This is a genomic window from Leeuwenhoekiella parthenopeia (assembly GCF_020782115.1).
GTDB classification, from domain to species: domain Bacteria; phylum Bacteroidota; class Bacteroidia; order Flavobacteriales; family Flavobacteriaceae; genus Leeuwenhoekiella; species Leeuwenhoekiella parthenopeia.
The window spans coordinates 1-26,660 of the sequence record NZ_JAJGMW010000019.1; the positions used below are offsets into that span (position 1 = coordinate 1).

17 protein-coding genes are annotated in these 26,660 nt (G+C 44.9%); 5 read left to right on the plus strand and 12 right to left on the minus strand.

What is annotated here, in order from left to right; translation table 11 throughout:
• Positions 1 to 398 precede the first annotated feature (398 nt).
• Entirely contained in the window at positions 399 to 1,604 is a 1,206-nt protein-coding gene (locus tag LLW17_RS13580; protein ID WP_228230837.1) for a hypothetical protein, read from the plus strand.
• Between the two features lie 332 nt (positions 1,605 to 1,936).
• Here LLW17_RS13580 and LLW17_RS13585 read toward each other — a convergent pair whose 3' ends face one another.
• Positions 1,937 to 2,260 (minus strand): hypothetical protein, encoded by a 324-nt coding sequence (locus LLW17_RS13585; RefSeq protein ID WP_228230838.1) that lies wholly within the window; start codon positions 2,258 to 2,260, stop codon positions 1,937 to 1,939.
• A 490-nt stretch (positions 2,261 to 2,750) separates the two neighbouring features.
• Between LLW17_RS13585 and LLW17_RS13590 the strand changes: the two genes are divergently transcribed.
• Positions 2,751 to 3,959, plus strand: a complete 1,209-nt coding sequence (locus LLW17_RS13590) for a hypothetical protein (protein ID WP_228230839.1) — start codon at positions 2,751 to 2,753, stop codon at positions 3,957 to 3,959.
• Between the two features lie 136 nt (positions 3,960 to 4,095).
• On the plus strand, positions 4,096 to 6,243 hold the full coding sequence (locus LLW17_RS13595; protein ID WP_228230840.1) for a glycoside hydrolase family 97 protein: 2,148 nt from the start codon (positions 4,096 to 4,098) through the stop codon (positions 6,241 to 6,243).
• A gap of 13 nt (positions 6,244 to 6,256) precedes the next feature.
• Here the strand turns inward: LLW17_RS13595 and LLW17_RS13600 are convergent, their stop codons facing one another.
• Complete coding sequence (locus tag LLW17_RS13600) at positions 6,257 to 6,433, minus strand: hypothetical protein (protein WP_228230841.1); 177 nt, start codon at positions 6,431 to 6,433, stop codon at positions 6,257 to 6,259.
• Positions 6,434 to 6,551: 118 nt separating this feature from the next.
• On the opposite strand from LLW17_RS13600, the gene LLW17_RS13605 reads away from it, so the two are divergent.
• A complete protein-coding gene (locus LLW17_RS13605) occupies positions 6,552 to 6,755 on the plus strand; it encodes a hypothetical protein (RefSeq protein ID WP_099646232.1) in 204 nt (67 codons plus the stop codon).
• A gap of 170 nt (positions 6,756 to 6,925) precedes the next feature.
• On the opposite strand, the gene LLW17_RS13610 is transcribed toward LLW17_RS13605, so the two are convergent.
• Positions 6,926 to 8,482, minus strand: a complete 1,557-nt coding sequence (locus LLW17_RS13610; RefSeq protein WP_228230842.1) for an NAD(P)/FAD-dependent oxidoreductase — start codon at positions 8,480 to 8,482, stop codon at positions 6,926 to 6,928.
• 123 nt (positions 8,483 to 8,605) lie between these two features.
• Between LLW17_RS13610 and LLW17_RS13615 the strand changes: the two genes are divergently transcribed.
• Positions 8,606 to 9,400 carry a phosphatase PAP2 family protein gene (locus LLW17_RS13615; RefSeq protein ID WP_228230843.1) on the plus strand — a complete coding sequence of 265 codons (795 nt, stop codon included), beginning with the start codon at positions 8,606 to 8,608 and terminating at the stop codon, positions 9,398 to 9,400.
• Positions 9,401 to 9,705: 305 nt separating this feature from the next.
• Here the strand turns inward: LLW17_RS13615 and bglX are convergent, their stop codons facing one another.
• The 9 genes from bglX to LLW17_RS13660 form a co-directional block, all read right to left on the minus strand.
• A complete protein-coding gene (gene bglX, locus LLW17_RS13620) occupies positions 9,706 to 11,985 on the minus strand; it encodes a beta-glucosidase BglX (RefSeq protein ID WP_228230844.1) in 2,280 nt (759 codons plus the stop codon).
• Positions 11,986 to 12,065: 80 nt separating this feature from the next.
• Positions 12,066 to 14,828 carry a carbohydrate binding domain-containing protein gene (locus LLW17_RS13625; RefSeq protein ID WP_228230845.1) on the minus strand — a complete coding sequence of 921 codons (2,763 nt, stop codon included), beginning with the start codon at positions 14,826 to 14,828 and terminating at the stop codon, positions 12,066 to 12,068.
• Between the two features lie 10 nt (positions 14,829 to 14,838).
• On the minus strand, positions 14,839 to 15,693 hold the full coding sequence (locus LLW17_RS13630) for a glycoside hydrolase family 16 protein (protein ID WP_228230846.1): 855 nt from the start codon (positions 15,691 to 15,693) through the stop codon (positions 14,839 to 14,841).
• Between the two features lie 11 nt (positions 15,694 to 15,704).
• On the minus strand, positions 15,705 to 17,102 hold the full coding sequence (locus tag LLW17_RS13635) for a hypothetical protein (protein ID WP_228230847.1): 1,398 nt from the start codon (positions 17,100 to 17,102) through the stop codon (positions 15,705 to 15,707).
• 4 nt (positions 17,103 to 17,106) lie between these two features.
• The gene (locus tag LLW17_RS13640; protein WP_228230848.1) at positions 17,107 to 20,235 is read right to left on the minus strand and encodes a glycoside hydrolase family 2 TIM barrel-domain containing protein; all 3,129 of its coding nucleotides are present in this window, start codon (positions 20,233 to 20,235) and stop codon (positions 17,107 to 17,109) included.
• Between the two features lie 230 nt (positions 20,236 to 20,465).
• Complete coding sequence (locus LLW17_RS13645) at positions 20,466 to 21,236, minus strand: glycoside hydrolase family 16 protein (protein ID WP_228230849.1); 771 nt, start codon at positions 21,234 to 21,236, stop codon at positions 20,466 to 20,468.
• Positions 21,237 to 21,350: 114 nt separating this feature from the next.
• Positions 21,351 to 23,018 carry a family 16 glycosylhydrolase gene (locus LLW17_RS13650; RefSeq protein ID WP_228230850.1) on the minus strand — a complete coding sequence of 556 codons (1,668 nt, stop codon included), beginning with the start codon at positions 23,016 to 23,018 and terminating at the stop codon, positions 21,351 to 21,353.
• Between the two features lie 10 nt (positions 23,019 to 23,028).
• A complete protein-coding gene (locus LLW17_RS13655) occupies positions 23,029 to 25,161 on the minus strand; it encodes a hypothetical protein (protein WP_228230851.1) in 2,133 nt (710 codons plus the stop codon).
• 18 nt (positions 25,162 to 25,179) lie between these two features.
• Positions 25,180 to 26,652: a RagB/SusD family nutrient uptake outer membrane protein gene (locus LLW17_RS13660; RefSeq protein ID WP_228230852.1), complete on the minus strand. Its 1,473-nt coding sequence runs from the start codon at positions 26,650 to 26,652 to the stop codon at positions 25,180 to 25,182.
• Positions 26,653 to 26,660: the final 8 nt, after the last annotated feature.

Consider the following 26,660-nt stretch of genomic DNA (forward strand, 5'->3'; position numbering starts at 1 on the left):
CTCTTTGAGAGCTTCTAAAACCACTTTGGTCTTGAACTTGGGTGTGAATTTTCTTCGTGTCATAAAACAGTAAATTTAAAGTTATTTTGGAACTTAAATTACTGTCCTAATTTTTGGGGGATGCTCAGGTTGAATATTGGAATTATTAAACTAAGATACTATTGGAATACTCAATTTTTATATCACGTCCTAATTATTGTTCCAGCGATTTTAATTTATTGGCTGATTAAATAAAAATAACTGTAGTCTACAATTTTTATCTGTAATTGTGTGGATTCGACAATATCCAAACCCAATCGAAATTGCAAACGCCAATGCTAAACCGAAAATTAACGCATACTAACCCGTAACTGACGGTTATCTGAGATCGTTAGCTGCTATTTTAAGAGATATCACACTTGAAATCATACAAAAATTTCTTAGCTGAAAGTGAAAATTTATTGCGGTTTTATAAAGCGACACTTTTTACCTACGAACAAACGAGCCTGCTTATCCATTTATGGAAAAAGGATAAAACTAGTTTTAATACAGTCGGTGTGGAATTTAATGAGTCGGATTATTATATCAATAGAAGAAAAGATCTTTTAAAAAATGAAAAGAACCTATCAGAAATTGTTTACGTCAGGCTTATTTCGGCATTAGAACTTTTTCTCATTGATTTAATTCGTGATGTTTTTATTGCTACCAAAGAGCCATTTAAGAAACAGGATATTAAACTTGAATTTACTCAAGCGGAATTACTATCCCTCGATTCACCTTCTATAATTTTCAATAAAGTGATCACTAAAGAATTGCGAAAGTTAAGCAGTGGTGGATTTAATGAAATAGTTAAATATTATAAGCGACACTTCGGAATTGAGTTTGGAAATTTCAGTCCCGGAAAAAAGAAAATGGAAGAGTATCATGATCGTCGGCATCTACTAGTTCATAGATTAGGCAAAACAGATGATCAATATAGAAAGCGATATAATTATGATCATCCGTCCATTACAATTACAGAAGAGTATCTGCAACAAAGTTTTAAAGACTTTAAAGGTTTTGCTGCTCTTATTAACGATCAAATCAAATATAAGGTTAATCAGCTTATCTATACGAAAAACAGAAAACCAAAAATTGTTGAGGCCAAAAGCCGGGTGGTAGTAATGCTCAAACAAGGTGAACAAGATTATTTGAAACCATCTTTTGAATTCTGGGCTGGAGACGAATTTACTATGCTTAGTTCCCTCACCGAAAACCGAAATAAAACTGATGAGAAAACGCTGGAATTAATTATTTCGGGAACCGAAAAGCAAATATCAAGTTATAAAAAGGTACTTCAAGATGGTGCAAAAAAAGGTGAAATTAAACTGAGTAGATTTAAAACAAAATCAAATTATCAAGAACCTTTAAAACCTGTGTATCTTAACGAAGAAATGTTGAAGCAAATAGCTAGGGAACTTCCTAAACAGCCTTGGGAAACTGGTATTCATAAAACTATCGCTTCAAAGCTTGGATACTCAAATAAATTCGTGTCCGTTGCAATTCAATTACTTATTGGAAAAGGCATATTTAAAAACCAGATTGACGGAAATATAATTGAGCCGGAGAGTAAAAAAAAGGATTAAAGAAAGTATTTCTGTTCCTTTTTATAAGATGGCAAGACGAATTAATTAAATTTAAATTGTCACCCTTATACAACCCTTTCTGGTCTTTGCTCATAACACTTTTATAATTAAACCAAACCCAACTTTTCCCCAAAAAAAACACCTCACCACCCTCTAACCAACTCTAATCAAGCGAACCAGGCTTTCTAAGAATGTTACGCGCTTTAAAAATAGCGGTTTTCTGAAAGGGCTTTGAGATTTTTGAATCCGGTCTACTATTGACCGGTACCCAAAAGAAAAGCCAAACAAGAACTGTCTGGCTTTTAATATTATTTCTTTGAGATGTTTAGATCTTATTTGTCATTGGCAAGCGTAATGCTTTTGATGATACCCTCACTGGACGAATCGGCAGACCGGTCTAATGCTTTATAGGCTACCACTACCCGGCTTCCTTCATAGTTTCCGTTTTCCAGGTCAATGGCCAGTTCGCTTGAGCTTTCAAGAACCACCGCCTGTAAATCGGCGTCGGTAAAAAAGTAATATTCGCCTTCATAGCCGTCAAAGGTAAGTTCTGCATTTACAAAGGTATCGTTAGTGATTTCTGCGTTCGCCTCTTTAGAAGTTATAGGCGAAAAAGAAAGTATTAGGACGCTGATGATGCTTATTAAAAGTTTCATAGTTTTCGATTTTGTTTCACTAAGATAAGAAGCAAGACCGCCTATTTAAAGAGTCTTATACATACTTTAGCATCAAGTGCTAAAGCCTTCCCAATACAGCTCCTGCATTCCCGTGATTTTAAGATTCCGAATAAAAAAACCTTAACATTTATGGCGCTATGATGCTCAACTGACCGGGTAGTTACACTAAGGCTTAAACAGTACTCCAATTCATCCGGAATGGTTTTAAAAAGCATTTCGGCATCCTGAAAAGGTATTGAGCAGTCGTTCAGCGATTAAAAACAGGTTTTAATCAAATATCCTCCTTCCGCACTAAAAAACAGCTTCCATCGGCTGCCATGTACCCAATCTTTCCCGTAAATTAGCTACAGGTGTTTGTAGCTGGCCCAGTACTCACCCTTTGCTTTCCTCTATAAGCACCCCCGGCCAACTCAGGCAGCATACAATTGTGACATTTAACCATTCTATATATTAATTAAATCAACCTGTTATGAGGAAACTGTTTTTTTTGCTCGGAACACTGTTCTGCGGTACCTTCTTAATCGCACAGACCAATACGAGTGTAGTTACACAAACCGGAACGGGCCACGAGTCCTATGCCCTACAGGCCGGGAGACTCCATATTTTAGACCTCAACCAGGAGGGGCTGACTAACTTTTCCGATTCGAGACAGACCGGAAAGTCAAACGATGCCGATATCGATCAGATTGGTACCAATCAGGATACATATATCAAGCAAATTGGGAGCAGTAATGAGTACCGTGTCACGCAGGCTGAAAATGGAAACGACAACCTTGCAATGGTGCGCCAGGAAGGTCGCAGAAACTACGGAGGCCGCGGAAACGACTGGGGTACCTACCAGGCAGGATCGCGCAATTTTTCGGAAACCTCTTCAGTGGGAGACGATAATGGTGCCGCAACCCTTCAGCGTGGATCTGATAACAAAGCTTCTCTGGTACAACGGGGAGACCGCAACAGCGGTACCTATTTAACGAGTTTAAACTGGGGTATTCAGCAGATCGGGAACCGCAATGCGGCAGATATCGACCAGATCGATGATGATAATACCGCTTCCATAGAACAATTGGGTGATGACAACGCATTCCGCATCACACAGGAGGGTTTTGTAAATACCGCCTCCTCCTATCAATCGGGAAACCGCAACCGGGCCGGGGGTTCTGCCTTAAACTGGGGCATTTTACAGGTAGGAAGCAACAACCGCGCTACCTCAAGCTCTGTGGGTAACAATAACAATTCGGGTACACATCAGGGCGGGAATCACAATATCTCTACCATTGTACAAACCGGTGACGGCAATGTCAGCAACGGCCTGTCTCGCGGATATTTTGGCACCGATCAGCGCGGGTATTACAACAATTCCGATCTGGTTCAATCGGGCAACTACAATACCGCCTCAACAGACCAGCAGGGTAACCGCAATCAGGCAGACACCTATCAGTTGGGTACGTCTCACCGGAGTTCGGTGTATCAGGATGGAGCAGATCACGATTCAAACGTTGACCAGTTAGGAACCGCAAATATCTCAAGCGTTATTCAATATGGGACCTCCAACAGCAGTCTTGTTTTTCAGGATGGAAACACCAACCAAAGCAGCGTTTTCCAAACCGGACTTGCGCATCTAAGTACGGTTACCCAAACAGGAGTTACTAACAGTTCAAGTGTTAATCAAAGTAACTGATCTCCTTTAAAATCACCTGAAATTCCTAAAGAGTGCTTTTTTAAGCACTCTTTTTTTTGATCCTCTTTTTAATTAGGCTTTCTATCCCGTACCTTTGTTTTCCTGATACTACAACTTTATAATTAAATTAAAATTCATGAAATATCAACATGTACTTTACCTGATTTGTGCCTTGGCCTTCTTACCGCTACACGCGCAGCAAATCAGTTCACCCAATCAAAATTTTACTTTAGACTTTTCTGTTGAAAACGGAAAACCCACCTATTCTCTTTCGTATAAAGGGAAAGTTCTGATTAAACCCAGTCGTTTAGGCTTTGAACTTACAGATGCCGAAGATCTGACCGAAGGTTTTAGCCTTGAAAAATCAGAAACTGCCAGCTTTGACGAAACCTGGAAGCCTGTTTGGGGCGAAAGCAGCAGCATTCGCAACCACTATAACGAACTACTCGTAATGCTGAAGCAGGAAACTACCGCTCGTATGATGCACATTCGCTTCCGGTTATTTGACGATGGTCTGGGCTTTCGCTATGAGTTTCCGGCGCAGGATAATCTGATTTATTTTGTGATTAAGGACGAAAAAACACAGTTTGCGATGAACGGCGATCATACCGCCTGGTGGATTCCCGGGGATTTTGATACCCAGGAATACAACTATACCAAAACCAAAATCTCGCAGATCAAAAATTCGGTACAGGCCGCGCTCGAGCGCAACGGCGCCAATGCCTCGATGACGCCCATATCTGATTCTACCGTACAAACCGCGCTGATGCTGAAAAGCGACGACGGGATGTACCTCAATCTGCACGAAGCCGCTTTGGTTGAATATTCGGCCATGCACCTGGATTTTGATACCGAAGCTATGACTTTTGAGGCGCATCTTACCCCGGACGCGGTAGGCAATATGGCGTATATGCAGGCTCCGCGAAATACGCCCTGGAGAACGATAATAGCCGGGGAAAAAGCCGGAGACATCCTGCTATCCAATATGACGCTTAACCTCAACGAGCCTACCGAATTTGAAGATACCGGCTGGATCAAGCCCGTAAAATACATCGGGGTCTGGTGGGAAATGATTACCGGTAAAAGCAGCTGGGCCTACGGGGACGTACCCAGCGTACAACTGGGCGTAACCGATTTTGAAAACCTAAAACCCACCGGAAGACACGCTGCCAACACTAAACATGTGAAAGCGTATATTGATTTTGCCGCTAAACACGGCTTTGATCAGGTACTGGTAGAAGGCTGGAATGTGGGCTGGGAAGACTGGTTTGGCAAATCAAAAGATTATGTGTTTGACTTTGTCACTCCGTATCCTGACTTTGATGTGGTGGAGCTTCGCGAATATGCTAAGGACAAGGGCGTACGTATTATGATGCACCACGAAACCTCAGGGGCTATACGCAACTACGAGCGCCATATGGATACCGCGTATCAGTTTATGAAAGCAAACAACTACAACGCGGTTAAAAGCGGTTATGTAGGCGATATCATCCCACGTGGCGAATACCATTACGGGCAATGGGCCAACAATCATTATTTGTATGCTATTGATAAGGCTAAAGACTATCAGGTGATGGTCAACGCGCACGAGGCTGTAAGGCCTACTGGTCTGCGTCGCACCTATCCCAACCTGATCGGAAACGAATCTGCCCGTGGTACCGAATACCAGGCCTTTGGCGGAAACAATCCCGATCACACGACCATTCTTCCGTTTACCCGCCTCATTGGCGGACCTATGGATTATACGCCGGGAATTTTTGAGATGGACGTGAGCAAATACAACCCGGACAATAACTCGCACGTAAATGCTACCATTGCCAATCAGCTGGCTTTGTATGTGACGATGTACAGTCCGCTACAGATGGCCGCCGATTTACCGGAAACGTATGAGAAGTTTCTGGATGCCTTTCAGTTTATTAAAGATGTGGCGATCGATTGGGATGAGACCTTAGTGCTTGAAGCCGAGCCGGGAGATTTTATTACCTATGCCCGCAAAGCGAAAAATTCGCCGAACTGGTTTGTAGGGCGTACCAATGATGAAGAAAAACGCACCTCATCTATCGCGTTTGATTTTCTTTCGCCCAAAACCCAATACATCGCGACCGTTTATGCCGATGCAGCAGACGCGCATTACAAGACCAATCCCCAGGCGTACACCATTACCCAATATGTGGTGACTTCAAAATCAAAACTGAAGCAGGTTTGTGCTCCGGGTGGAGGTTATGCAATTAGTATCGTTCCGGTGACCGATAAAGCGGAAGTGAAAGGGCTTCAAAAATTGTAGTAATAACTCACTTTTATAGAATAAAACTCAGTCCCAAAAGGCTGAGTTTTTTATTGGCTTGCATTCCTTTAAATTTAGGCCAGAAGATCTGTGCGTGATTTTTGAGGTCGTAAAGCCCTTTTACAGGAAGTTTTAAAAGAAAAATTGCCTGATTCTGAGCTACATTTATTTTTAATAAATTGATTTTCAATATTTTAATTGAAATAAAAATCAGTTAAAAAAATTAAAAAAAAGTAGTTGCAGATGTTGCACGAGTCTAAATTTAAATTAGATTCGCACGCATTTTTAACGCAAAATAATTTTATACTATGAAACGCATTTTTTTAGCTGTTTTTGCTTTGAGTTTAATGATCACTGTTTCTTCTTGCAGAGAGTCTGCTGAGGAGAAAACAGAGGAAGTAATGGAGGAAACTTCTATGGAAGCTGCTCCAGTTGAAGCTCCTGTTGAAGTAGAAGTAGAAGAAGTTGAGGAAGTTGTAGTTGATACTACTGCTGCTCCTGAAGTTCAATAATCCAGATACCAAGACGTAATAAGCCCCAAAGCTTAGAAACAAAACCCTGCCGAGTGCAGGGTTTTGTGTTTATGGGCACCAACAAAGGACTTCAGCACCCAAAGACTTTCGTTGAATTTGAACATTTTTACCGAAAAATACTTTGTAGTACTGCCCCTGGGGTAGTTTACTTAAAGCCCATATTTAACCGCAACGGCATCTGCGCAATTGATCCCGTCAATAGCAGCAGACATGATTCCCCCCGCATAACCGGCTCCCTCCCCGCAAGGATACAAACCTTTGATTTCGATATGCTGAAGACTGCGTTCATCCCTTGGGATGGAAACAGGTGAAGAGGTACGGCTCTCGGGCGCGTGCAATACCGCATCAGCTGATAAATAGCCCGGCATCTTTTTGCCAAAAGCCACAAAAGCCTTCTTCAGGCGTTTGGCGATTAAGGGCGGAAGCACCTCGTTTAAATCGGCACTCACAATCCCGGGCTGGTACGAGGTTTTGGGGAAGTCTTTCGATTTAACGCCCTTTACAAAATCGGTCATACGCTGTGCCGGTACACGCTGGGTTTTACCCCCGGCTATCCAGCAGGCATGCTCCACCATCTTTTGAAAATTGAGGCTTACGAAAGGATCATCCGGTTTATATCCCGGCAAATCTTTGGGCTCCACACTCACTACAATTCCTGAGTTTGCATAAGGATTATTGCGTTTGCTGGGACTCCAGCCGTTGGTCACCACCTCGTTCTGATCGGTAGCGCAGGGGGCGATGATTCCTCCGGGGCACATACAAAACGAATACACGCCCATCCCGTCTACCTGCTCTACCAGGCTGTAGGACGCCGGCGGCAGATAAGGATTATCGGTTTCCCCGTGGTATTGAATGTAATTAATCACTTCCTGACGGTGCTCTGCCCGTACGCCAAGCGCAAAGGGTTTGGCTTCGATCTTCACCCCTTTTTCGTGAAGCAAATAAAAGATATCCCGTGCCGAATGCCCGGTCGCCAATATCACTTCTTTAAAGTCGTACTTGATTTTGTCGTTGATGACCAGTCCGGTGATCTGTTTGTCTTCGATCAACAAATCGGTGAGCTTGGAGTTGAAGTGTACCTCCCCTCCTGCTTCGCGAATGGCATCCCGCATAGCCGTAATGAGTTTGGGTAATTTGTTGGTCCCAATATGTGGATGCGCATCTACCAGGATATCTTCATCTGCGCCAAAATGCACCAGCCATTCCATCGCCTTGAGGACATTGCCGCGCTTTTTAGAACGGGTGTACAATTTCCCGTCTGAATAGGTACCGGCACCCCCCTCGCCAAAACAGTAATTCGACTCCGGGTTTACAATTAGCTCCTTATTGATTTTGGCCAAATCGCGTCTGCGCTCGCGCACATCTTTTCCGCGTTCAAACACAACCGGCTTTAAACCGGCCTCAATGGCCCGGAGCGCCGCATACAATCCCGCAGGGCCGGCACCTATTATGGCAATAGCAGGTGCCGGGCGCACATCCCGGGCTATAAAACGACTGAGCTGTGCCTTAGACTCCCCTTTTTTCCAGATTTCTACCTGCAACTGCAGCTTTACCGGGCGCTTACGCGCGTCTATAGAGCGTTTGCGGATGCGCCAGTCTGACACCTGCGAAAAGGGAATATTGGCCTTTTGCAGCGCCTGCTTGATGATATACTCGTTATTTTCAAGCAACTCTGGCCTGATGGTAATGGCAACTAATGTACTCATAGCGCAAATATAGGCAGTAGTAATCTTTAAAATACTACTAAATCTTGCTTATAGAATCGTTAAAGCAGATTGTAGGAACGGCAGAATTAGGCATTTTGGTCAGAACAACCTAATCTTAACTTTATGCGTATTCTTTGTCTTTGCTTTTTGCTTTTAACGTCGGGCGTTTTTGCTCAGGAAACCGAATCTCCCTATGAACTCAGCTGGGGTAAAGATGCGACCTGGCTGGGACTGGGACTGGCCGGTACCACCGCGGGCTTTCTTATCATTCAGGATAAAGAACGCATCGATGAAGAAACGATAATGAACCTGAATGAAGATAACATTCCGTTTTTTGACCGCTGGAATGCCGGCAACTACGATGAAAACCTCAGCAAAATAAGCGATGTGCCCTTTTACACTTCGTTTGCCATCCCGCTGGCGATGTTGTTTACCAAAGATCAAAGCAACCACACCGGGCAGATCAGCGTGATGTATCTGGAATCGCTGTCGACCACGGCAGCCTTATTTACACTTTCGGCCGGACTGACCGATCGTTTGCGTCCGCGTACCTATAACGAAAATATTCCGCTGAATGAGCGCACTGAATCTACCAATACCCGCAGCTTTTACTCGGGTCACGTGGCAGCTTCGGCGACTGCAACCTTTTTTGCTGCTAAAGTATGGACCGATTTTAATCCCGATATGAAAAACAAATGGCTGGTTTGGACGGGTGCTGCCCTAATCCCTGCAACGGTGGGAACCCTGCGTATGGAGGCCGGAAACCACTTCTTTAGCGACGTTCTGCTGGGTTATGCTCTGGGAGCCGCCAGTGGTATATTAGTCCCCGAGCTGCATAAGAAAAAGTACGAGAACCTTTCGTTTAGCCCGATAATGGGTGATGATTATCAGGGGGTTTATTTGAGTTACCGGTTTTAAGTCGCCTCAGCTCCAGTCTTTCTACTGCCTAAGGTGTCAGCTTTATTCTGATCTGAATATGGATTCGAGTGATTTTGAGAGCAAGAACTTAGTAAAAGTTATCGAGGAGTGTCACTTCGAGTGCCAGACGAGGTGAGACCGAGACTGGTGTATCGAGAAGCCCGGTGAGCAAGAGACATACTAACTAAGAAGACTTCTCGATACATCTAAAGCTACGCTATTGCTTTGCTTTAGCCACTCGAAGTGACATAAAAAAAGGCTTCAGTAATCTACTGAAGCCTTTTTAATTTATTCAAAATTGGAATTTACTCGTAGCTAAAAGCAGCCTTTTTCAAATCCATCGAGTTGGTACCTATCATCACCTCAAAATCTCCGGGTTCGGTTTCCCAGATGTTGTTTGCACTGTAAAATTCCAGTGTTTTAGGCGTGATCACAAAAGTTACCGTTTTGCTTTCGCCCGGCTCTAATTCGATCTGTTTAAAATCGCGCAATTCTTTTATAGGTCTGGTTTTGCTGGCGAAAAGATCACGTATATACAACTGTACCGTTTCTTTACCTGCAACATCGCCGGTATTGGTCACACTTACCGAAGCGGTCAGCGTTCCATCAGCGTTTAAGGTTTCTGCACCCAGACTGATGTCGCTGTATTCAAAGCTGGTATAGCTTAAGCCAAAACCAAAGGGGAACAAAGCTTCAATAGACGAGTCTTCATAACCTGAATAGAATATCAAATCGCTGCTGGGGCGACCGGTGTTTTTACGGTTGTAGTATAACGGCTCCTGCCCCACATTGCGCGGAAACGAAACCGGAAGCTTTCCGGAAGGATTATAATCGCCGAATAACACATCTGCAATGGCATTACCGGCACGTGAACCCAAAAACCAGGTTTCTAAAATTGCAGGTACCTGCTCGTTTGGCTTCGACAAATCTAGCGGACGCCCGTTCATCAGTACCAAAACAATGTTTTCATTAACCGCGTGCACGGCGTCAAGCAATTCCTGCTGTACTCCGGCCAGGGTAATATCGGTATAGCTGCGCGCTTCGCCGGTCTGGTAGGCGTCTTCACCCAATACCATTACGACAACTTCCGATTTTGCTGCTGCGGCAACGGCATCGGCAAAACCTGTCGTGTCGGTTTGATTAAGTTTTAAAGGCTGAATAAATGCACGCTCCCCGATAGCTAAATCGGCACCTTTGGCATAATTGATTTCAACAGCAGCTCCCAGTTTATTCTGAATACCTTCTAAAACCGAAACGGCTGAATTAGGCACGGCCTGCGCTCTCCAGTTACCCAATGGCGAATCTTTATCTGCCGCCAGCGGACCAATTACCGCAATACTTTTTAAAGAGGTTTTTAGCGGAAGTGCATTATTTTCGTTCTTTAACAAAACAATAGACTTGCGGGCGATGTCTTCAGACGCTTCCAGGTGTGCTTCGGTATAGACATTTTGAGCCTCCCGGGTCTCATCGCTGTATTTATAAGGATCTTCAAAAAGTCCCAGATTAAATTTCACCCTTAGGATTCGGCGTACCGCATCGTTTAAAAGCGCTTCGTCTATGCTTCCGTTTTCAACTAAAGGAACCAGAGACTCCTCGTAGACCAAACCTTCCATATCCATATCGCTTCCTCCCTTCACGGCGAGTTCACCGGCCTGCATCTTATCTTTTGCATAGCCGTGGTTGATCATTTCAACAATAGAACCCCAGTCTGAAACCACAAAACCTTTGTAATCCCAGTCTTTTTTTAGCACTTCGCGCTGCAAATACACACTGGCTGTCGCAGGAGTACCGTCAATCTCGTTAAAACTGTTCATAAACGTAGCTACGCCGGCTTCGGCAGCAGCTTTAAAAGGCATCAATATCGAGTTTTGTAATTCGGAAATACCCACATTTACCGTGTTGTAATCCCTTCCGCCTTCACCATAACCGTATCCGGCAAAATGCTTGGCACAGGCTGCAATACTGAATACATCAGAAAGATCAGTTCCCTGAAAACCTTTTATGCGGGCAACGCCTATGACGCTGTTGAGATACGGATCTTCTCCGCCGCCTTCCATGATACGACCCCAACGTGCGTCACGGGAAACGTCTACCATAGGCGCAAAAGTCCAGTGCACCCCGGAAGCTGCGGTCTCTACAGCTGCAATACGCGCTCCGTTTTCAATAGCTTCAAGGTCCCAGCTTGCGCTTTCGCCCAGGGGCACGGGAAACATGGTTTTATACCCGTGAATCACGTCATACCCAAAAATCAACGGAATCTTTAACCGGCTGTACTTCATTACATTTTCCTGAGCCTCGCGGGTACCGGCAGCAGTCAATACATTGAGCATCGAACCTACCTCACCAGCGCGCAGTTTTTGCAACTTGGTATTCCCATCAATCTCTGAGGGTGCTCCGGTAAGATCAAAACTCCCGTTGTATTGCACCATTTGGCCCATTTTTTCCTTGAGGGTCATCAGATTGATGATCGAATCGATTTTCCGCTCGGTTACGGGATCGAGATCGTTTACTCCCTTTTGCGCCGAAGCAAGCTGCGTGGCAAAAGCCAAAACCATAAGGGATAGCAGCGCTTTTGTCGTATTCATAGTCTTAAAATTTAGGTATTAAAAGGAGCTGATCTTTAAACCTGATCAGCTCCTGAATAGTTAATTGCTTTTAAAGTTTTCTAATTTCTTACGGTCACAGAAACATTATCTACGTTAGCAGAAACACTACATCCCGCATCTCCACCGCAAACCGACTCGATAAGCAACGACAGCCCTTCACTCACATTCGTTCCTGCGGGAATGGTATAGGTCGCTGTAAACGTTGTCCAGGTATCGGTTAGGGCGGGCCTTGGATCAAAAACCTGCGTAAATGAGGCACCATTCGCAGTTTCACCAAATAAAATCACATTAAATACCGCTCCGGGCTGAGTTACGGAACCTATATGATCAAATTTTACCTCGATCACATCTCCTGCTTTTACAACGCCGGCACCAAATCGCTCTTGTTTAATGGCCGGGTTACTAGGACCATTAGTACTAATCTTCGTAGATGCTGCACTTCCATTACCTAAAGAATTATCCAAAATGGAGCTGCCTCCATTTTGAAAAAATGTCCATCCGGTTTCTCCGGCTTCAAAACCACCATTGGTGATAAAGTTATCAGAAGTACCACCGCCACCGCCGGTTCCTCCGGTTCCGCCGCCGGTGTCATTGCGAGTGAGGGATACATTGTCAATATTTACAAGGCCTACTGCGCCACCGTTATCAAAAAGTACGCGGCTGTTTGCATCACCAAAACCATTTGCTGTTAGCGTTAAGGTATACGTTGTACGCTCTGAAGTTATAGCTACATTTGCTGATGTATTGGCAAAATTACCGTCACTCAAACCTATCCCGGCTATTATGGAGCGATTGCGATCAGACCAGGCGTCAAAAGTAAGCGTATAGGTAGCGTCCGGAACAATGGTTAATTTTTGGCTCAGGTTTACTAAAAACGCATCACCCGCAGTTTCTACGTTAACCGAATAAAAGGTATTTCCATTTTCGGTAGTAGTGGGCGCAGGGTTACTTCCTACTCCTACCGTCCAGGGGCTGGCTCCGTCTTCAAAATCACCATTTACGAGCAATCCTGAATCGAAATCACTTCCGCCACCTCCGCCGGTGCCTCCGGCAGCTTCCAATCTAAGATCATCGAGGTAATAGGTGCCGTTTGCGGTAATTGCATCATTAGCCTGATTGTTATCGGGCTTAATAACCAATTGATTGTAAGCCGTAGGCGCAGCCGGTAAATTGGTGAACGTAAACTGAACTTCTGTCCAGGTATTTGCTTCCGGAATCGTTACAAAAACGGGAGCAGGATTACCGGTTACCGGAACGGTTTGAGGATCAACCGCAAGCTCAAATCTAAAGACCACATTCGCTTTAGTGGAATACACTTTAAGTTTGAAGGTATTGGTCGTCGTTAAATCAAAATTAGGATTGAAGGTGTTTTGAATACCTGCAAAGAAACTTGAACCGGCAGGCTTGTCAACACGAAGTACATAATCTGAGGTATTTATACCTGTTTTGCTTGGGTTATCGGCAAGACCTGAAGTGATACCGTCTCCAAAATTGTTGGAAGCTAAAAAGGTCTGACAACCTTCAAAATTTAAAGGAAGCGTTGTTGCGGCTACCGGGGTACCGGTACAGCCACCTCCGCCGGTTCCTCCGGGGTTACTGTCACTTCCGTCACCTCCTACTACAAGGGAAATATTATCCAGAACCACAACACCAGTATCTGCACCCATATCAAAAAGCACGCGGCTGTTTGCACCGCCAAAGTCGGCAGCACTCAATTGCAGGGTAAAGGTTTGGGTTTCTGTGGTCAGATTGATTTGTGGAGCCGTATTGGTAAAAGGGGCTTCGTTAAGACCAATACCCGCGAGAATCGTTCTGGCGCGATCTGATGAAGCGTTAAACGTCAGAATATAATTGGTTCCCTGAGTGATTTCAACAACCTGACTCAAATTCACATTAAAAGGTTCCCCTGCAGTTTCTACGTTTACGAAATTATAGGTATTACCTCCTTCTGTCACGGCGTTGGCACCATTACCTATCCAGGGTTGGATACCTGCCTCAAAATCACCATTTATCAACAAGCCTGAATCAAATGGTGGTACCGGAGTTTCAATCTGTGCAATATCATCTACATAAAACGTATCGGCAGTATTGCCCGGGCCATCTGCAAAGAGGGTCACTCGCGAATAACTCGCTGCAGAATTAAAGTCAAACTGAAGACTTTCCCAACCGCTACCGGTATGGTTTGCACTCACCTCAACATCTGCACCGGTACCCTGTTCTAATTTCAACAGAACCGGAATCGCAGTTTCAGACCAGAAATTCATCGTGATGGTTTTCTCAGTGGTCAGATCTACAGCCATACCCACATCGAAGGTGATTCCTTCAAACTGGTTACCTGCATTAACGATTTCACCTACCTGAGAAGCTTTATCATTTGATCCCGAAACGTCAGGATTGGATACAATTTGAAAAGTCGTACCATTAAAGGTATTTACCACATAATTCACATTAGGATCGTCAAAAGTCACCGGAAGATTCATAGGTAATGGAATGTTGATCACTACAGTATCTGTAAAACTATCTGAACCACCCGCAGCGTTTTTAGCCGTCAGGGTTACTTCATACGTACCTGTTCCAAAAGCTCGCATGGGGTTGATCTCTTTAGAAGTACGCCCGTCGCCAAAATCCCAGCTGTACATCGTAGCTTCTTCTGAGGTATTGAAAAAGGTAACTGCCCCGGTATCTTCATCAAGGGTATAGGTAAATCCTGCCGAAACTTCCGGCAATTCTGCATCATCTTCTTCGCAGGATACGAAAGCGACAAGGCTTAGCACTACTGCCAGTACTCCGGCAAATTTTATGTTCTGTATAAATTTTCTCATAATACTGGTTTTAAAAGTTTCGTTGTCCATTGCTTTCGTAAACGCGTACGTAATCAACGAGCATGGTTTGTGGGAATACGGTTTCTGCATTGGGCGAGCCTACAAAGCTTCCACCCACGGCGAGGTTGAGAATGATGTAAAAATCGTGATTGAAGACCCACTCGCCGGGAACATCATCGGGAGTGATCTGATTATAAAGCACGTCATCTACATAAAAGTTGATGTATTCAGGTCCCCATTCAATACCAAATATGTGAAAACCGGTATCAAAACGGTCGCCCTGCAGTTCGTAACGCTTCGAAATGGATTGCCCGGCAGAGTAGCCCGGTCCGTGAACCGTACCTAACACCACAGTAGGTTCCTGCCCGCGGTATTCCATAATGTCTATTTCGCCTATTTGTGGCCAAATTTCCCCCGGAATGTCTGAACCTAAAAGCCAGAATGCCGGCCAGATTCCCTGCCCGTAAGGCAGTTTGATGCGGGCTTCATAACGACCATAGGTATTCTCAAATTTGCCTTTGGTAAGCAAACGTGCAGAGGTGTACCCTGAACCCTGAAAATTCTCTTTCCGGGCGGTAATGAGCAGGTAGCCGTTTTGCACACTTACATTCTCACTGCGACTGGTGTAATACTGAAGTTCGTTATTGCCCCAGCCGTTTTGTCCGGTTCCGATATCGTAGTTCCAGATGGAAGCGTCTGGCGCGCCATCCTGATCAAAATTATCTTCGAGTATCAAATCTTCGAAAACAGCCACAGTCTGCTCTTCGCTGGTGTCACAAGCCGCAAAAGCAAATACAACAGCAAGCAGGGCAAGTTTCGATTTGGCAACCCGAAGCATTGGTATAAATCGTTTCTTATCTTTCATAATCCTATTTTTTATTCGGTGTAGAAGTAAATGTTATCCACGAGCAATTCGTTTATTTCTGCACTTCCCTGAAAAAGAATAAGTCCCAGATTGGTGCGCGTGGTAAGTGCTGTAAAGTCTGAAAGTGGAATATCTAGCGTGACCCACTGCCCGGTTTGTAAGCGGTCTGCTGTTATTTTGATACGGGATACGGTGTCGTCTCCTCCACCGGTTACAGCGTCACTGCCGTAATCCTGTAATTCAATATCGATAAAGCTACTCGCATTCAGATTTATACCTTCGGGGATGTACAAATCAATATGTAAACCGGTCATTGCTGATGCATTTACACGGCCAAATTGAATTCCTACGAAATTAAAGTCGGTATAACTGATGATGCTGTTGCCGTTGATATTTAGATCATCTCCACCAAGGGTGGTCTGAAAAGGCTCAAAAAAGCCGTTATAGAAATCAACATTCACATTGGTATAGGCATCACTATACACCGAAATCACATTTGCAGCGGGGCGTGTAGGTGTGGGTGCCAGTTCAAAAGCACCTCCCACATTGAGCGTGAGCGAACCAGCCGCACGTACACCGCCTACTAAAGCGGTAATGACCGCAGTACCTTCATTGAGCGTGGTCACAACACCCTGCTCGTTGACTAAAGCCACGCCGGGGTTTGATGTTTCAAACGTGAAATAACCCGGAGCAGCATTAACGGTTTGATTTACCCCGTTTGCCAGATTGAAGGTTTGGGTAAGACCGGTTACAGGAATGGTAATATCTGTAAATGTAGTTTGCTCCACATCCTCACCGTTTAGAATTGATGGTCTGGGCTGCGCTACTGTACCCAGTTTTTCAAATTGCACTTCATCAACCCAAAAGGTATAGCCGTCGCCATCTTCAGGACCCTCTGAGTACCAAAAGAGGCCGCTTTCAGCAATGAGTTTTGACGGATCAGGAATCGGGATTATGTATTTCACCCAGTTTGTGCTGATGCGCAGATTGGTTTTGGTTACCAAAAATTTATTTTCGCCAAAATTGTTGCCAAAGCCAATCTCGTTTATAGTCGCTGCCTTTGTTGCTTTCGCCCAAAAGGTAAGGGCGTCATAACCCGAAAGGTCACGCGGACTATTTGTAGGGAAAACAGCACCCGCGTAAGCCCCTCCGGGATCTCCAAAATTTGGTACATCTATACGCATAGAAGCTTCACCATCATAGCTGACTTCTGAATCGACCGTAAAGGCGTCGAGTTTAGATCCTTCAAACGGGAAGTAATTTAAGCCGGCGGTAAAGCCATCGAGAAATACATCGCCGTTGCTTGCATAGGTTGCAAATTCAACATCGTCAGACAGGGGTCGTTCACAGGCGGTAAAACCTATTAAAATACCTGTACATATGAGTTTATATAAATTTGTTTTCATCATCTCTCTAGTTACCAATGTTGATATGTATGTATGTTCTGATTTCCCATTCGTTTCCATCGGGAAAACCTACCGGACTAATTGTGGGTTGAGTAGCAAATTCTTCTCCCTGCAGGGGTGCGTAGCGGTTTGAAAATTCGTTAAGTGAGCGCCATGTGCCGCGAACACCGATGCGGGTATTGGGCAGAATAAACCAGCTGGGTTTGCCCAGAGTTGTTGACACATCAAGCATCAACTGCACCGGAAAAGTGAGGTTAAAATCGCGGTGGTAGTCAAAAGGCCCCCAGTCATTGATCTTAAAGGAATGGATAAACTTAAACTTGTTATAGATCACCCGGATGTCCCCACCTACCCGCTCGATCAAACGTGGATCGCTACCACGAGCCTGGGCGTTACCTAAGTACATATTGGCAATCAGACCCAGATTAGGTGCTGCTTTTGAAACGATACGGGTGTTGAATTCCCATAAATCTTCTGCCGGTACGGAATTGGGGAAAGCAAATGAAGTACGGTTACCCAGGAAACCAATCGCGGCATCCATAGTTGTAGGTAAATGCCAATACACAAAACCGGCGTTGAAGGCAAATTTCGCGTCTTCCATCTCATCGTTATCCCAGGCGTACATCCAGGTTCCCGGTGTAGGGTCATACGTTAGCAGGAACTCACCTGCAACCGTTTCCCGGTTTTCACGCACCGAAAACGGATCGTCCTGAATGTTACGCAAACGTGCCGGAGCTGGTGCGTCGTTTGGAATGGCTTCCACCAAAGGTTTTTGCCACAGGAAATTAGGTGCAAGCGTCCAGTTACCGGTGAGATAGGTAAACCCGGAAAGGAAATTGGTAATATTTCCACCTCCTACATCTTTTAATCTCCAGCCGGTAAAAGTCTGGGTTTGATCAAAACCGCTGCGGGCTACAAGACCCATGGCCGATCCCTGAGCGTACCAGTTTAAGGGACCACTTGAGAACGTTATTTTTGCTTTACCTCCCCAGTTATCCATTGAATTTACCTTGTCTGTATACACGATGTAATTATCAGGGTTATCGCCGCGTACTACCTGAAATTCGCGGCCATTAAGCGGTTGTCCTGCCCAAATGGCTCCGGCTTCAAAACCGAATTTACCCAGCGTGGTTTTACCCTGAAGGGTTACGCGTCTGGTTTTAGGCTGGGGAATCGCTATTGAACTGACTGTAGTACCGTAATCGTCAATATCTTCGTGATAGATGGCAGCTACATCAACGTTTTTGAACTGCTTGTAATATTTAAGGAAAACAGCCGGGTTTGCGCCCCACCACAATTGAGGGCCAAAGGCTACTTTAAAATCTTTTAGGGCTTTTTTACCATCAACTTCAAAACCTAAAATCTCCCCGTTGTAGATATCGAGGTTGGGCCCGTAATTGGCTTCAGGATACAGACCGAAGAAGTCGCCCTCGTAACCCCAGTGGTAATGCCCGGTACGGTAGAATCCGCGTAGGTCAAAGTACTCAGCATTCCACTCGTATTCGGCGCTGTACACCTGTACACGATTCACATCGGTAACATCTACGGTGCCGTCCGGACTTAAAAAGCGTCTCGCGCGTGCCCGGTTTTCGTAGAAAATCTCGTCTATGGGATTTTCGGCCACATTGCCTACGATGTTGAAATTTACTTCTGCACGCATATTGGCAGTAGGATTCCCTTCCACACCCACATAATAGGATTGCATATGGTCAAAGCCCAGCTCATCGGGGTACATCATCGCGTCTGGATCTGCATCACGAGGCGTGGTAATGAGGCTTCCGCCGGTGTTGAAAGTCGTGAATTCGGCTCTTAGGTTGCTGAGTCGCGCTTTGCTGTTGAGCTCCACTCCCAAAGCCGCTTTATCGCCACGGGCACGCAGTACCGCGTCCATGATTTCGATATCCTTAAAGGCGGTTGAAATACTTTCGGCAGTCATTCCGCCGGAATAAGGGTTCAGGCTATGCGCTTCTTTTAACACATAATAGGCTGCACGCGGATACAGATCGTAGAGTCCGCGTTCGTTAGTAGGGCCTTTGGCACAAATACCAAACCACTCTTCGTTCATATTGTTTTCGCCATCGCGGAAATCAAACGCGTAACCCCCGTTAGACCAGGACGCATTGTTGTCGTGTACCGAAAGATTTTCGGTCTGACCGTATTTCCACCAGCCGTCGCTAAACTGAAAGGTAAAACCTCCAATAGAGTTACCGGCTTTACCCATACCCGAAGCATTGGCATAAATTTCTTCCCAGTTGCTTTTAAGGTATTTGGCCTGAGCTTCCTGATCTTCCTGGTTTTCGATTGCGTTAAATGCGTCAGAGCCAAACTCGGTAAACATAATTGGCATATTGAGTTCGTCCCGCACCCGGGTGAACGCATCACCAAAAGACATTCCCCGATACACGTTTGTACCAAAAATATCCACGTCTTTACACTCCTGTTTGATGATTTCAAGAAACAGCAAATCCCCGTTACACATCGCTACGGGATGATCGGTATCGATCGCCTTCATCGCTACGGCAGCATCGTTAAACAATTTGTACATAGCTTCGGCACGTATGGTAGACTTGCGATCTTCAAACGGAATATCTTCGGTCTCTGCACCGTCCCAAAACAGGCCGTAGTTGTTTTCATTACCCAACAGGAACATCAAAAGACCGCGGGTGTTTTTGTATTTCGCAGTCATTTCGGTTACTTCCTTAAGCAGCAACTCCCGGGTTAAGGGATTGGAATACTCGGTATTGGCAACCCATTCCCCATTAAGGGTAAGACCATAGCGCCCAAAAGAATGGTTGAGCATGGTATAAATCCCATAGTTGTCGTAGATATAGGTAATCCATCGCGGCTGAATACCGGTGTACTGGCGCACCACATTGACCCCCATATTTTTGAGAAGCCCCATCTCTGAATCGAGCGCAGCCTTGATAATATCATCAGGCTGATTCCACAGACTGTATGAAAAGTTAGTACCTATGGGAAAGTAATCCCAGTTCATCCCATTTATCATAAATGGTTTGCCTTCAACCAGCAATTGCATACCCCCTGCATTCTTATCAACCATGACTCGCTGAGTCTGACTGATTAATGCGGAACTGTACAAAACAATAGCCAGCGCAAGTAGTTTTTTGTAAATCATAAATACGTAATATTAGCCCTGTTATCTTCTTAAATTTAATCTTTTAAATGGTGTTATTTCCTTTATTTCAGCGGTTTAAGCCGTTTTTTAAAGCCCTTAAACCCGTTAATTGATCAAAACATCGTGCAAACGTTGTAGCCAGTGCGTTTCTTTTAAATGTTAAAATTTATCCCGCGCTCTATTTACGGTTTTTCTGGCCGTTTTCAAGGCCCATTTAGGCTCTGTGAGCCCTATTCCAGCTCATAAACCCGCACATAATCAATACTGAATTCCTGTGGGAAAATCGTATCGTCAACCTCCGGTCCGCCGAAGTTTCCGCCGATGGCCAAATTCAGAATAAAATAGAAGGGCTGGTCAAAAGGCCAAACGGCTTCGGTTTTATCTTCGGGATTAAAGGTGTACACCAACTGATCGTCTACAAAAAAGTCTATTTTCTCAGGTGACCATTCTGCTGCATACACGTGATAGGCATCTTCAATACCCGGAAATTGGGTCTTTTTGGTATTAATGGTATTGCCGTGGCTATCCGGCGTATGCAAGGAAGTGAAAATCTCCCCGGGTTCACGACCTACATACTCCAAAATATCGATCTCGCCACAAGCCGGCCAGCCCACTTCGCTGATGTTTGCCCCCAGCATCCAGAAGGCAGGCCACAGGCCGTGACCTACAGGTAATTTGGCACGGGTTTCCATACGACCATATTGAAACTCGTGCTTGTCTTTGGTGGTAATTCGGGTAGAAGTATAGGTATCACCATCTTTCTTTGCGGTGATGATTAGCTTCCCGTCTTCCAGCCGGTGGTTCTCTTTGGTATAAATCTGCCGCTCGTTATTACCCCAGCCACACAGATTGGGACAACCATCGCCCAATTCGTAATTCCAGGATGCCTCATCCAGGCTTTGTCCGTCAAATTCTTCGGCCCAAACCAGTTTTTGATTTTGGGCATTGCCGCTGTACGCTATAAGCAAGACTAGCAATGCGGTTAATTTTAGTGTTTTCATAGTATTTTTCATCAATAAAAAAACGCTCCTCAGCAGATAAAAACCGTTTGGGGAGCGTTTTCTATTTTTCGTTTAATTCACAACAAGAGAATCAGTTACGATTCTGTATTTTTATCAGTCACGCTGATAGACGCGTACATAATCTACTTCCATACTGGACTGCTGGAAACCGGGATCAACGTCACCTCCAAAGTTTCCGCCCATAGCTACATTGAGGATCATAAAAAAGTCCTTATCAAATGGCTTGCTCGCATCATTCTGAAAAATGTGGTAGAGCTCGTCATCTACGTAAAAACGAATCTGGGTCTCGGTCCATTCGGTTGCATACACGTGAAACTCGGTTGAAGCAGTAGGCACGGTTGTGCTTTCACTTACGCCATTTGCTCCAAAATTTTCCGGGAAGTGCAGGGTTGAGAAGACGGTATTCTGCTCACGGCCTACGTGCTCCATAATATCGATTTCTCCGGCTGCAGGCCAGGCATTGGTCTGGTAGTCTGCACCCAGCATCCAGATTGCAGGCCATGTACCTACGCCGGTAGGCAATTTGGCTCTCACCTCTACTCTACCAAAGGTAAACTCCTGTAAACCTTCAGACTTAATACGCGCCGAAGTGAACGGCTGCCCGTTGAACTCTTCACGTTTAGCAGTGATTTTAAGCATTCCGTCTTCAACAATCACGTTTTCCGGACGGTCTGTATAATATTGAACTTCGTTATTACCCCAGCCGGCCTGACCTACGCCAATATCATAAGTCCAGTTTGCTGAACTTGGAGCACCGTTAGTATCAAATTCGTCTGACCAAAGCAGCGTTGGAAACTCATCTTCTTCGGCAACCGGACCTGTACTTTGAACAGGTTTAGTAGACGTAAAAATCTGATACCAGGCTAAGAAATCATCATTGCCCTGAATGGCACGGGTAACCATACGATTTTCGGTAATTGAGAGAATTTCATATCGGGTGGTCCCAATATAATAGCCCATAAAACCACCGTCGTTAAAGGTCATCACCGTTCCGCGCTTGCGCTCCGGAGCAACAACCGATTCTGAAGGTCCTAAAGTAACGGTCTGTGTACCACCTGAAGTCGTATCAAACTCATAACACTGGTCGTCTGGCGAAGTACCGCCTGCTACGCTGGCATAACTTCTGTTAAAGAAGGTAGCACCATTATTGTCGTACAGGTAATTTAGATTTTCACCATTTGTGGTGCTGAAAATGAATTCGTCATCGTACGCACAGCTTGCGGCATCAAAGTTCAGCGCGAAAGGATCGGTAAACGAGAAGAATGCCCAAAAGTAGTTTTGGCTTAGATCATCGTTGTTTGGCCCTACACCCAAATGGTTAGGCACATCTGCCGCCCAGTACCAGGTTTTGGTGGAAGGACTTCCGCTCGCGGGATTATATCCCGTTAACAGCTCAATCGCATCAAGATCAGAAAAATCACTTTCTACCTCAACTACGATGAGTTGCGAAGTACTTACCCCTGCCTGCCCGTATGCAATAACAGTTACGGTGTAGGTATTTAAACCGGTTTTGGTAAAACGTTTGGTATACACCCCGCTTGGCGCAACGTCTGAAGATCCGTCAGGAAATATAAAGCGATACGTAATTGCATGATCTGCAGTTGCGGTAAAGGTTACATTACCCGACCCGTCTGTCGTAATATCTGTAGACACGGTAAGATTTTGAGGTACAGCGACTGACTCAAGAGTCGCGTCGTCGTCCTGACAACTAAATGTCAGAAACAAACTCATTACCGTAACTAGTTTTAAAATAGTTTTCATAGATTATTTTTTATTGCTGAACAATATCATCAAGATAGAAGGTACCTGCTGTAGTACCCGGACCGTCAATAAACAATACTAACGTGCCGTACTGACCTGTAGGAACAAATGGTTCACCTACTCCCTGACTGCCATCTATATAACTTTTAACAGCTTCTGTGGCAAAATTAAAGGTCATCGTTTCCCATCCGGTTCCACCGTGGGTTTTAGAAATTTCGTTTTGACGTTCGCCATTCACGCCACCTTCAAATTTCAGCAATACAGGAACCGATACGTTAGACCATACTTTCATCGTAATGGTTTTATTAGAACCACTGAAATCTACCGGCTGCGATAAATTGTAAGCACCACCTTCCCAGTTTCTGCCCGAGTTGGTCAATGCTCCCACGTTTGAAGCGCTGGTGTTTGCACCAGACTGATCAGGATTTGCCACTACCTCAAAGCTCGAACCGTTAAAAGTTCCCATTGCGTAATAGAAGGCCTTATTGTCAAAATTTATAGGAAGCCTTGGTGCCGGATTCTTCTGGATATCATCAATGTAGAACGTACCAGCAGTAGTACCGGGACCATCAACAAACAACACCAGTGTATTATACTGACCTGTTGGTACAAATGGCTCACCTACTCCCTGACTGCCGTCAATGAAGCTCTTTGTTGCTTCGGTAGCGAAATCAAAGGTTAAAAGCTCCCATCCCGAACCGGTATGTGCTTTTGAAATTTCATTTTGACGTTCCCCATTTACACCACCTTCAAACTTAAGCAGTACAGGTACCGATACGTTAGACCATACTTTAATCTGAATGGTTTTGTTTTCTCCACTGAAGTCTACCGGCTCAGAAAGGTTGTACGCAACACCTTCCCAGTTGCGACCGCTATTAGTGATTGCCCCAACTTTTGACGCTCTGGTATTCGCTCCGCTTTGATCGGGGTTTGTAACCACTTCAAAAGAAGTCCCATTGAAGGTTCCCATAGTATAATCAAAGGCCGCCTGATCGTAGGTAACAGGAAGTTTAGGAGCTGCAAGGCCGGTTTGCTCGATATCATCAATGTAGAAGGTTCCGGCCAGGGTACCGGGGCCATCTACAAAAATAGTCATTGCTGTGTATTGGCCCGTAGGCACAAAAGGCTGCCCTCCGGTATCACTTTGATCGATATAGCTGGTATTTGCTTCTGTAGCAAAATTAAAGCTTAGCTCTTCCCATCCGGTACCACCGTGTGCTTTAGAAATCTCATTCTGGCGTTCTCCATTTACACCACCTTCAAATTTCAGCAGAACTGATGTAGGTTTATCTGACCAAAACTTCATCGTAATAGTTTTATCTGCACCGCTAAAGTCTACCGGAGTTCCCAGGTTGAACGTACCTCCTTCGAACTGTGCTCCACTATTTTTAATAGCGCCAACATTAGAATCTGAAGTGTTTGCCCCAGACTGATCTGGATTTGCAACCACTTCAAAGATTACTCCGTTAAAGGTTACGAATTCGTAGTTTACATCAGGATTGTCAAACGTAATAGGCATTACGATGGGGTCAACTGCACCCGCAACCAGAATAGATTTGGTAAGTTCTACAGTTTCAACCGAAGCTGCACGTGCAACTACTCTAATATCGTAGGTTCCGGGTTCGGCATACTCATAAACCGCAGACTCACCGGGCATAATCGTAACCGGCTCCTCCTCATCTCCAAGACCAAAATACACGTCAAATTGTGCTGCATTGGTAGCTTCAGGCGTTACGGTAAGCTTAAGACCACTTACCGAAGTGGTAAAGGCCAAATTTTCGGGAGCTGTAAATGATATAATCAGGTTTTGATTGTATTCACTGGTAAGCCCGGTAGCTCCTGTCGCCACGATTCGTACCAGATACTCACCTTCCGTATAGGTAAAGTTTACAGACTCACCGGCATTGATGGTTATTGCACTGTCCCCTTCAATCCCCGAATACACCGTAAAGGTTGAAGCCCCTTCACCCACCGGCGTAATTGTCACAAGACCCGAATCATCCTGAGTTACGACAAAATTGGCTTTCAGATTTTGGGGTGCCGAAATATCTTCAAAGGCGTAATTGGTGATGATATCTTCCTCACAGGCGGTAAACGCGGTCACTGCCGTAAGAACTAACACTAAGAGTTTAAAAATTTTCATCGTATTCTGGTGTATTAATTAGTATCCTTGATTTTGTTCCCATCGGTTTCCGGCCAGTTCGATTTCGATTGACGGGATGGGGAATAATTCGTTTTTATTGGGTGTAAAGCCGGGTATCTCATCTGCCGCGCGACCGGTACGAACGAGGTCGAAGAAACGGTGTCCTTCGCCTACCAGCTCCAGTCTGCGCTCTGCATAAATAAACTCGGTGAGTGCTGCGCCGGTTGCCACGATATCGTGGTCCAGATCTCCAAAAGCCCTGCGTCTTACGCGGTTAAGGTACTCCTGTGCCAAAACATCGTTAGGATTGGTCTTACGGTTGTGCGCTTCTGCAGCCATAAGCAATACATCAGCAAAACGAATAGACCGGTAATTATTGGGATTGGTAAGGTTAGCATCTCCCAGGTTGGCATCGCCTTTACGCGGTAAGTATTTACGGTTGAAATAACCCGTATGCTCATAACCTTCGTTATAGGTTGCGCCGGTGCGTGCTGCAAAGGCTTCAATATCTAAAATCGCATTGTCCTGACGGCTGTCTCCCGGTTCAAAAGCATTGTAAGCTTCGGCTACCGGCACGTTAAAGCTGAAACCGCTGTCAAATTCAGGACCTGAATAATTACGTATTCCGTTAAAACCAACGGCTACGTTACCTTCACTACATTGTAAACATCCAAAACCGGCTCCTTCCTTATCGGTGTACTGTACTTCAAACACAGACTCCACGCTGTTTTCACCTTCCTGAAGAAATAAAATAGAATAATCATCAAGCAAATCATAAGGACCTGCGATTACCTGATCAAGCGCGTTTGCAGCTTCAGTAAATTTATCCTGATACAGGTAGGCTTTGCCCAAAAGCGCGCGAGCAGCACCACTGGTAACGCGACCTTCCTGAGCCTGAGTGGCCGGCAGGTTTTCGGCAGCAAAAATCAAATCCAGCTCAATCTGTGCATAGACTTCTGGAGCCGGAGTACGATCTACATTAAACTGATCTCCAAACAACAAACGCTGATCTACGGCAAGCGGCACATCACCAAACCATTTTACCAATTCAAAATAGTAATAGGCTCTTAAAAAACGGGCCTGGGCAATGATTTCATTTTTACCGTCAAAATCAATTTTATCCTGAAACTCCAGAATGTAGTTCGCCCGGTTTACGCCGCTAAACATCCAGCCCCAGATATCACGCAATTGCTGATTAACCGGAGTATGGGTCATATTATCAATCTCCTGTATTCCGGGAGTATCGGTAGCGCTTTCTCCACCGGCAAGGGTGTTGTCGGAAGCAATTTCTCCTACCAGAACATTCAGATACGTGGCCTGTAATAAATCATAGGCACCCACCAGGGCAAGTTCGTAATCCTCCGGGGTATTAAAGTAGTCCTCAGAATTTTCATTATTAGGCGCTACATCAATAAAGTCTTCCCCGCAAGATGTAAAAAGCAACAGGGCAGAAAGGCCTAAAATTTGAAAGTATGTTATATATTTTTTCATCGCTCTTC